At 43.9% G+C, this 9415-nt stretch carries 8 protein-coding genes; 4 read left to right on the top strand and 4 right to left on the bottom strand.

The window, feature by feature from the left end:
* From F6K52_RS26245 to F6K52_RS26255, 3 genes are all read left to right on the top strand, one after another.
* Positions 1–194: hypothetical protein (locus F6K52_RS26245; RefSeq protein ID WP_293085185.1), on the top strand; the 194-nt coding region annotated here is incomplete at its 5' end.
* On the top strand, positions 142–561 hold the full coding sequence (locus tag F6K52_RS26250; protein ID WP_293085190.1) for a DUF29 family protein: 420 nt from the start codon (positions 142–144) through the stop codon (positions 559–561). The genes F6K52_RS26245 and F6K52_RS26250, both read left to right, overlap by 53 nt.
* Before the next feature lie 64 nt (positions 562–625).
* Positions 626–802, top strand: a complete 177-nt coding sequence (locus F6K52_RS26255; protein ID WP_293085193.1) for a hypothetical protein — start codon at positions 626–628, stop codon at positions 800–802.
* Here F6K52_RS26255 and sbcC read toward each other — a convergent pair.
* A complete protein-coding gene (sbcC, locus tag F6K52_RS26260; protein ID WP_293085199.1) occupies positions 781–3801 on the bottom strand; it encodes an exonuclease subunit SbcC in 3021 nt (1006 codons plus the stop codon). The two genes, F6K52_RS26255 and sbcC, sit on opposite strands and share 22 nt — an antisense overlap.
* A gap of 470 nt (positions 3802–4271) precedes the next feature.
* On the opposite strand from sbcC, the gene F6K52_RS26265 reads away from it, so the two are divergent.
* A complete protein-coding gene (locus tag F6K52_RS26265; RefSeq protein WP_293085204.1) occupies positions 4272–4871 on the top strand; it encodes a hypothetical protein in 600 nt (199 codons plus the stop codon).
* 126 nt (positions 4872–4997) lie between these two features.
* On the opposite strand, the gene F6K52_RS26270 is transcribed toward F6K52_RS26265, so the two are convergent.
* From F6K52_RS26270 to fabD, 3 genes are all read right to left on the bottom strand, one after another.
* Positions 4998–6725: a DUF3685 domain-containing protein gene (locus F6K52_RS26270; protein WP_293085208.1), complete on the bottom strand. Its 1728-nt coding sequence runs from the start codon at positions 6723–6725 to the stop codon at positions 4998–5000.
* Positions 6726–6980: 255 nt separating this feature from the next.
* A complete protein-coding gene (locus tag F6K52_RS26275; protein ID WP_293085213.1) occupies positions 6981–7589 on the bottom strand; it encodes a hypothetical protein in 609 nt (202 codons plus the stop codon).
* A 705-nt stretch (positions 7590–8294) separates the two neighbouring features.
* Positions 8295–9191, bottom strand: a complete 897-nt coding sequence (gene fabD / locus F6K52_RS26280; RefSeq protein WP_293085218.1) for an ACP S-malonyltransferase — start codon at positions 9189–9191, stop codon at positions 8295–8297.
* Between the last annotated feature and the right edge of the window lie 224 nt (positions 9192–9415).

Genomic DNA, 9415 nt, shown 5'->3' on the forward strand with positions numbered 1-9415 from the left:
TATGGGTTAAGGGGAGTAGGGAGCAGGGAGTAGGGAGCAGGGAGCAGAAATATGTCTTAAGCTTTACTTCGATTGCTATATCTTTGGTTATTTCGGTATTAGTCGCGACGGGTCAATTAAAAAGCGGAGGAAGAATAGCCAATGGAAGAATTAATGACTCTAAAGGAATTACTCTACGAAGGCAAAATCCCTGAAGCCCTGGAACTGATTGAAGAATTGGAGGAGATGAGCAAATCGGATAAACTGAATAAACTATTTAGCTACGGAATTATTCTGCTGTTACATCTAATTAAAAAAGCTGCTGAAAAACGGACGACTAAATCTTGGGAAGTATCAATACGTAATTCTGTTAAACAAATTCAACGAACTAATCAGCGCCACAAGGCTCAAGGAACTTATCTAACTGAAGAGGAATTATTAGAAACTTTAGAAGATGCCTATCAATCCGCACTAGACCGCGCTTCATTAGAAGCATTTGAAGGAAGTTATGAACCTGAAGAAATTGCTAAAATGGTGGAGCGCGAGGAAATTATAAAAACAGCAATGGAGTTGATTTTGTAGGGTTATCAGCCGTCAGCCGTCAGCCGTCAGCCGTCAGCCGTCAGCTTAAGCGCTACGCGCACGCGTGCGCGTTCAGCAATCAGCAATCATTTTAGTAATTGTTATCATTCTTGATGCCATATTCCCTATTCCCTACTCCCTACTCCCTACTCCCTACTCCCTGTTCCCTGTTCCCTACTCCCTACTCCCTACTCCCTTTGCTACAAATATTACCCTTAATCACATCGATAAACTTAAATGAGAGCCAAGGGATGTCTTAGATACTTCAATCCTGGTCTGAAAGGCTTCTTTAAACTGAGGCATATGAGTCACGGTTAAAATACAAGCAAAATCGGATGCGATCGCATTAATTGCTGCAATCAATCGCTCACACCCCTCGGCATCTTGGGTGCCAAACCCCTCATCGACAATCAACATTTGTAAGGATGTGCCTGAGCGTTGGGCCAACAGTTGTGCTAATGCCAGACGAATGGCAAAATTAATCCGGAATGCTTCACCACCGGAATAGGTTTCATAAGGTCGAGTACCACTAGCATCAGCAATTAAAATATCTAAGGTATCAATCAGTTTGGTTTTTTTCTTAGAAGACCGACTCCCGGCCTTTTGGGTAACAATTTGGATGTGTAACTGATTCCCAGTCAGTCTAGTCAAAATTTGATTGCTTTGGGCTTCTAGTTGAGGCAAAATATTCTCTATCATGAGTGCCTGGATGCCATTTTTGCCAAATGCGATCGCTAATTCCTGATGCACCCGATATTGCCGCTGGAGTTGTTGGAGCTTTTCGAGTTGCTGTTGATACTGACTTTGTAGGGATTCCAGTTGCTGCAACCGTTGTTGGAGACGCCCCTGCTGGGATAGTTGTTTATCCATTTGCTGTCGGCGCTGCTTCATCCGATGTTCTAAGGCTTGGATGTCCCTAGTGACATCAGGACTTTGTTCCATTTGCTTGACAATGTCCTCAATTTGTGTATTAACCTCCTTGAGATTAGAGCGTCTGCTCTGGAGGCTTTGAGTTAGGCTTGCCAAGCGTTGACCGACTTGGGGATTTTGCTCTTGGGCGGTTTGTAATTCCTGATAACGCAGTTGCCAAGATTGGGCTTGACGCAACGAGGCTCTAACCTGATTATGAGCATCCAAGTTATAGCCAATCTCAGCTATGTATCGATCCAGCTGATCCAATTGCTGCTTCAACGGGGAATTGGTTTGTAACTGATGCACTGAGCCTTGAAGACTATCCAGCTTTCGAAGCAGCTGTGGTTTCTGGGCATCAATTTTTTTCTGACGCCGTCTTGCTTCTTCTAGCTTAGCCGAGTGGATTTCAGCCCAGCGCCAGCGGTCAACTTCCCCCCGTGCTATTGCATGGGTTTGTTCATCGTAGTTGAGCTGTTGGACTCGGAGGTCGAGTTGCCTGAGTTCTGCGTGTAACTCTACCCCATAAGCACGAATAGTAAGGGATTGTTGCAGTTCTTTCTTTTCCTCAGATACTTCATAGAGTCGGTCATAAACTTCATCGGTGGCTTCTAGTTGTGCGGCTAGTTGTCCCCGTTGTTCGAGCAACTGTTCATAAGGAGAGAGTTGTTGGGAAATTTGGGAGTATTCATGGCGCAACACCTGAAGTTCTCGTTCACAAACGGTTAGCTGCTCTCGTACTACCCAGAATTGATCTTGAACATCCTTGTGCTCAGCAGTGGTTTTCTGAATCACCCGGTCAGAATGGGCTGCATCTAGAGGCTGCTCGCATAAGGGACAAACTGCGTTCTGAACTTGCAGCAATTGGATTTTTTGGGTCAGTTCCCCCAGTAATTTTTCATAGCGACGTTGGTTTTCGTGGAGGCGTTCTCGAAAGCCTCGACGTTCTAGTCCTTTGTCCTGTAACCGAGACAGGTAGACCCGCTTTTTCTCTAATTCCCCAAGTTCAGCCTCTAACTGAAGTGCCGCCTGTCTGAGCTGAGGTGTTGTTGCTACTTGCTGGGATAACTGTTTTTCAGAAGAAACCAGTTCTTCTAATTTGGCACTGAGTCTGGCTTGAACCCGGTCAAGTTCGCTTTGGATAGACCCACAACGTTGCAACAAGGGACAGACTTCTAGTTGTAAATTATCTAGCTGCTTGAGCCGTTCACGAGCTTGCTTAAGTTTTGCCAGGGCTGTAGCCACTTCCCCTGAACGGGAGAGGGTATCTTGAATCTCTTGCTCTTGAGTACCCAAGGCTTCTAGTTGAGCTTGGATATCACGAATTTGCAGATTATGTTGATTAATTTCTTGATTCAGCTGCTGTTGGAGTTGTTGTCGTTGCTGTTGCGCTTTCTGATAAGTCTGTAATTTGGCGGCAAGAGTTTCTTCTTGTTCTTGTAGCTGGAGGTATTCGGCATAACCAGCAGTAATTTGTTGGTCTTGAGAGAGTAGTTTAGAGAGTTGTTCTTGTTGGGCAACAGCATTAGCAATGTCTTGTTGTATGCGATCGCAATCTTGAGTAAGATTACGATATTGTGTCCTCACAAAGTTCAGCTGTTGTTCCCAGGTAGTCCGCTGATGTCCAATCCCTTGTAATTGTTTTAGTTGTTGGGCGTCTTGGTCTTGGTCTTGTTGCAGCTGGTTTAAGGCAGTTTCCAGGGTTGCTGTTTCCTTTGCGATCGCATCCCGTTCTCCCAGTTGTTCTTTAATACCCTGCAAACTTTGCTCTAGCTGTTCTACCTGACCTTTCAACTGCTTTGACAAATCCTTTGCCTGGTCTGCCAATTTTTCGTACTGGTCTAGTTTGAGCAAATCTGCCAGAATTTGTTTCCGTTCACTGGGACGCCTGACCATAAACTCATCAGCTCGACCTTGACGCAGGTAAGAGGAGTTGATAAAGGTATCGTAATCTAGCTTCAGATTCGCTATTATTAATAATTGAGTTGCTCGTACTCCTTTCTGGCTTAAAGACTTAAAACCATCTGGTGTTTCCACTTGAAACTCTAGGGAACTCCCCTGTTTTCGGTGGCGAGTCCGAATAATTCGATGGGTTTGTTGATTATTTTGAAAAATAAAGTCTACTCGGACTTCCTTCGCCCCAGTATTGATGACATCGTTTTCTGAAGCAACACGGCTTTGTCCCCAAATCGCCCAGGTAATGGCTTCTAGCAAGGACGATTTCCCTGCTCCATTCTGACCACAAATACAGGCAGTGTGAAGACCGCGAAAGTCTAGAGTTGCGTCGCGGTAGCTGAGGAAGTTTTTTAGAGTTAGTTGGATAGGAATCATCTAGGATCCACAAACCTCACACCGTTAATACTTTCAAATTCAATATAAACACACACTTTGCATAGTGTAGCGACGTATATATCAGTTTTGTAGGTCTTGAAGGCTCATTTTTACAAAAGTTAATAAATAGTTAGTAAGCAAAAATTCTTAGCTAGACCATCAGCTATCAGTATTCAGCCATCAGCTCTCAGCCATCAGCGGTCAGCGGTCAGTGGTCAGCGGTCAGTGGTCAGCGGTCAGTGGTTACCCGTCAGCCGTTGGCCAATGGCTGAGAGCTGATGGCTGATAGCACCTCAAGTAGCGTGGGCGTAGCGCTTAAGCTGAGAGCTCAGAGCTGATAGCTGATAGCTGATAGCTGATAGCTTACTCCATTGCGGTTTTGGAACCATGTTCCATGGGGAACTCGATCAGGCGTACTATAAATCTAAGTAGGATGAATCTAATCGGATACTGAAACTAGGGTAAACATTATGTCAAAAGCTACGGTGCAATATACAACTAAGGATTTAAAGGAACTCGGCTTCATCGTTGAAGTCCCAGGCAGAACCGACAATGCCAGAAACAGAGCCAAAGCCCTGGAAGAGATCCAAAGGCGCATGGAAGACTCAGAAGACACTACCGTCAATGAGGATAGCTTTGCCGATGGCTTGAGTGCTGACGATTTGATTTTAGTTGAGCCACTAGGTACCAGTGATACAGATGGTGAAGAAGCAGAGATTATTCAGTCAGTAAAAGCGATCGCATCTTTAGCAAGTTTAAGGGTAAATTTGGAACAAGCTTACCAACAAGCCGTGGAATTACGGCCAGTGATCGAAGCCTTATTTTCCCCAGACCCCCTGACACCGGAACATATGAAACTGGCAACGGATAGAAATTTTGCCAAAACCTTAACAAAATTTGCTGAAGCTAAAGCCGCTCACGATCAGTATCTGCCCATTGCCAAAGAAGCTTGGGAAATATTAGAACCCGCTTTGCCACCATCTCAGCATCAAGCTAATCCTCTAGGATCGGAAGTAGTAGAACATACTGAGAGTAATGGTAAAAAGGGTGTGGCTGTTAATGAGTCATGAAACCTATGCCTAAAGGCAGGGGCTTCTAAAATTGTTTTCTAAAATTGTTTAGGTGGGGAGGGTTGAATCAGTCCCAATGCCGGATGTCATGGTATTTTTTTACTTTCCCCTCTTCCCTGTCTTCCCCTACTTCCCACGTCCAGGATTTTTCCCAAACCTGGCCTCTTGGACACTACTACCAATGCCCTGAATTACACCACGAACTACTAGACCAATACTTCTACCAAAGACTTGGGTCAACAGATACACCACACCATTACCAATCCAAGTAACAGCGGCTTGCACACGGGGAGAAAGAGCATCCCGTAGCTCATAGGCTAACGTCACAGCTAGCTGAAAACCTCGTAGCCGTTCTAATTCCCGACGCCGGGGAGCATAGATACTGGTTTGTTTAATGCCAGTGTCAGTTAGGATAAATAAATCATATCGACTCTCGAAAATTGCTTGTGGCTCACCAAATAATTTATCTTGGCGATATCGCCAGGAGAGATTATTGCGAAATCGGGCAATTTCCCGAGATGACATTAAATTTTGATGATAAAAATTTACCTTAATACTTTCTACATCTGCTAATTGATTTAATAACGGTTGAATCACCCCATTAGCAATTTGGATAATTAAATTGTCCAGGATAAATTCTGACCGTTGAATTGCTTCGGGAGTGTGGGCAGGATAGGAGACATTATCAATGATTAATGAGCTGTCAAATAGCCGATGATATAATAAATCAATAACTAGAGGAATTTTATCAAGAATTTCCTTTTTTACAATGGGATAGTTACCCACCAAAATAGTGACAACTTCTAGTTGAGTATTTTCCGTGTACAAGGTATAATACTTACCGAAGAAATCTGTTACTGATGCTTCCCACAGGTCTTTCAGAATCAGCTGTTGCTTGTGAGGTAACTGTTCCGGTGTTACTTGAGACAAGCGCAAATCTTCAATCAGCGCTTCAAAGGTTTGGAAGACTAAACCAAGTAACTCTGCTCTTTTCTCTACTTGGAGAATGTCAAGTTCTAGGGGAACACCAGAGAGGTTGGATAAACCAGATTGAAGTTTTACCATTGTCCGCTCAACTCTCCGCTCAACTAGTGGTGCCTTAGGGCTAAGCTGGGATTGAGCCCTTGGCGCAACAGTCAGTGAGCTTTCCGGTTTAGGCATTGGCACTAAGGAACTCTCCCGTGACGGTTCCACCAGAATCACGCTAGCGGGTAATAGCTGATCCGCCAGCCAACGGGCTACCAATAGTTCTCGACGGCGTCCAGTCCAAAACAGCCAATCCCAATTGGAAAGACCAGGATTTTGCAGCTGACTATTCACCTGGACTAAAGCTGCTTCAAATTGTTGGAATCCTGAGTTACGCCACTGTTGATACCAGGGAGCAAAACCTGCAGCTTTATAAGATACAGTAGGTAAGCTAGACAGTGTCTGCCAATAGGATTGACCCTCAGTAATTTCACCAATGGCTTCAACAATGGTAGCGATCGCGACTCCTTTGGGGCAATACCCATTGACACCCAATGCTTGAGCTGCTGCTAGCACAGTGGGTTTAGATTCCCTGGTCAGTAGTAAAATTGGCAAGTTAGGGTACTCCCGCCGTAATCCCTGACACAGTGGTAATCCTGATAAGGTTATCCCTTCACGTGAATTAGGGTCACCCAAAGCTAGTTCCAAAATTGCCACATCCACGGACTTAGTCCCCTCTAGTGCCCCTAATCTTGATAAGGCTTCTGTGCCAGTATCAGCCTCAGCTACAACTAGCAGCTCCTGGAAAGCTTGCAAGGCAGTCCTTAGACCCAATCTGAATACTGGGTCATCATCAATCAGAAGGATATGAGTTATGCGATCGCTCATATGGAGATAGCCTATAGGAAATGGCTCATGGCTAAAGCCTGTAAACCAATGAACACTATGAACAATTAACCATTTAGGCTAGCATAACATTAACCTTCTCTGGGTTGGTGGCTGAGGAAGCGACTCGGCGGAGCATTAGCTATTGTTAATTGTTAATCGTTAATTGAGACTTAATAATTTTCAATTAACGATTAACGAAATTTGATAATAACTGTTCAAATTAAATCAGTTTAATACCCAATTATTAGTCTTTGCTTAGGCTTGTGCTTGTAGCTGCTGCTGTGATTGGGCTAGCTGCTCCTGTAGCTGTTCCTGTGATTGGTCTAGCTGTTCCTGTGATTGGGCTAGGTGCTCCTGTGATTGGGCTAGCTGTTCCTGTGATTGGTCTAGCTGTTCCTGTGATTGGGCTAGGTGCTCCTGTAGCTGTTCCTGTGATTGGGCTAGCTCTTCGTGTGATTGAGCTTGTGGTTGTGGTTGTAGCTGTGCCTGTGATTGGGCTTGTAGCTGTGCTTTATCTGGTTTTGGTGCCTTGGGTTTTTTCTCAAATACTTGAATGCCTGGTTGCTCTACCCGAAACCCTTTGTTAATTTTCGCTCCCAGTTTGCCAGTAATAACAGCGACCCACATGGAATACATCTCATTAGCAGTCGTGATTTTTTTCCAAACTTTGGGTTTGACCTTAATCGTAAAAATCGTGCCATCACAATCAACATTAAATTCCTGCCAGCCGTTTTTAACAGTTTTTGCTATAGGCAACTCATTAATTTTTATATTGAGTTCCATTTTACCATTAATTATTCCAGTTTTTGTTTTTTTTATTTGACTAATTTCATCAGCTTTGTGAATACTCATTATTTCAAGCATGGGCAACTCCTTTGGCAATAAAAATGATTTGTTTTATTGATATTGTTAATACAATAAATAGAGCAAATAAATCAGCTATAAAAATGCTTATTTAGCTAACCCTTTCCCCTAACCAAAACCCGTTGGATCAAAGTCTTAGACTGGTCAGGGGTAAGTCAGCACAAGTCAGTTTGCTAGGCATAAGGAAAAAGTGGTTGATTTTTTGTCTAGAGACCACCAATCCAGAGACCTTTTCGAGCCATCGAATCTCAACTGACTTACTTATTTACTCTGTGATTTTGCATTTTCTCATATTTTTCTGATTTCAAAAGCGATTCAATCAAGAATGTTAGGTAAGTTTGAGAAACTCAAAAAACCTAATGGTTCTGGATTTAAGCGATATGCAGCGGTATTCCCATCTGATGCGTGAAATGTCTATAGGTGCGCTTTCCGCATCTAATTATTAAATTCGCCACGGGTCGCACCTCTGGATAGGAAATTGATTGAATAAGTATTTTTGCTTATTAATTTTGAAATCTTTGTTAGGTGCCCTTAATAAAAATCGCTCCCATCTCCCTATCTCCCCATCTCCCCATCTCCCCAAACTTGCCACACTTGTGATCTCTACACCCTGATAAGTATTAGGTAAATTTCATCAAAGCGGCGCTTCAAAGAGGATCGCGCCGCCATCCAAGACATGATAATGGTCGAGCTTAGGGCTTCGAGTTAGCCTACTACTAAGCATTGCTGCAGATCAGCAATGCTATTAACGTTTTCTAAAATTAACTTCGGACACATCCGTTTAATTAAGCCAGTCAGCACCTTACCTGGTCCGACTTCCACCACTTTCTCAATCCCTTCGAGTGGTAGCCTCAGAGAAATTTCTCGCCATCGTACTGAACCAGTAATTTGACACTGGAGTTGATGTTTTAAGGTAGCTGCCTCTGACGTGGGTACAGGGTCCACATTTGATAATACTGGTACCTGGGCATCAGCAAAGGGGACAGACAGCAAAAGTTCCTGGAACTGAGTTGCTGCTTCAGCCATTAAGGGAGAATGAAAGGCACCGGACACTTTTAGAGGAACAGCCCGTTTGACTTTAATCTGACTCAGCAAATCTTGAACTGCTGTTGGTTTACCTGAAATTACCACTTGAGTAGGACTGTTATCATTTGCAATAACAACATCCTGTATCTGCTGGATTTTTTCTTCAAGTTCTGGGCGTTTGAAGCCAATCAGAGCAACCATCATGCCTTCAGTTGCACTATCCATCAATTTAGCCCGATGTTGGACTAGGCGTAGCCCTGCCTCAAAGTTAAATACCCTCGCAGTGTAGAGGGCAACATATTCTCCCAAACTGTGACCGGCTACTAGATTGGGTCGTTCCCCTTGTTCCATAAGCAGATCAGCCAGGATACTCTCAACTACGTATAAGGCAGGTTGAGTGTAGAGGGTTTGAGATAACTGATCGGACTCCCCTTGACAAATATCTAGAACAGACCAGCCTAAAATTTCCTCAGCTTGCTTAAACTTAACCTTTGCAGAGGGCAACTCTAATAAGTCAACTCCCATACCTGGTGCCTGGGAACCTTGTCCGGGAAACACCCATGCAGTCTTTATCATTTATTTATTATTTATTGGCCGTCAAGAATCAATTATCTGCTATTGCTGTACCATTTGGTGCTTTGATCGGTTTGAATTATCTCAGGTGCCCTGAGTGCTGAGTGCTGATACCGAGTTGCATTCAAAGATAGTAGATTCCTTGGATAAGGAGATAGGGACATAGGGAGATAGGGAGATGGGAACCCACCCCTAACCCCTCCCAGGAGGGGAATATGGGGAGATGA

The sequence above is a fragment of the Moorena sp. SIO3H5 genome (genome assembly GCF_010692395.1).
Taxonomy (GTDB): domain Bacteria; phylum Cyanobacteriota; class Cyanobacteriia; order Cyanobacteriales; family Coleofasciculaceae; genus Moorena.

Excerpts from the sequence above, each read along its gene's own strand:
- F6K52_RS26270 (WP_293085208.1), bottom strand. The coding sequence starts at position 6,725 with ATGAGCGATCGCATAACTCATATCCTTCTGATTGATGATGACCCAGTA.
- fabD (WP_293085218.1), bottom strand. The coding sequence starts at position 9,191 with ATGATAAAGACTGCATGGGTGTTTCCCGGACAAGGTTCCCAGGCACCA.
- F6K52_RS26250 (WP_293085190.1), top strand. The coding sequence starts at position 142 with ATGGAAGAATTAATGACTCTAAAGGAATTACTCTACGAAGGCAAAATC.
- sbcC (WP_293085199.1), bottom strand. The coding sequence starts at position 3,801 with ATGATTCCTATCCAACTAACTCTAAAAAACTTCCTCAGCTACCGCGAC.
- F6K52_RS26265 (WP_293085204.1), top strand. The coding sequence starts at position 4,272 with ATGTCAAAAGCTACGGTGCAATATACAACTAAGGATTTAAAGGAACTC.
- F6K52_RS26275 (WP_293085213.1), bottom strand. The coding sequence starts at position 7,589 with ATGCTTGAAATAATGAGTATTCACAAAGCTGATGAAATTAGTCAAATA.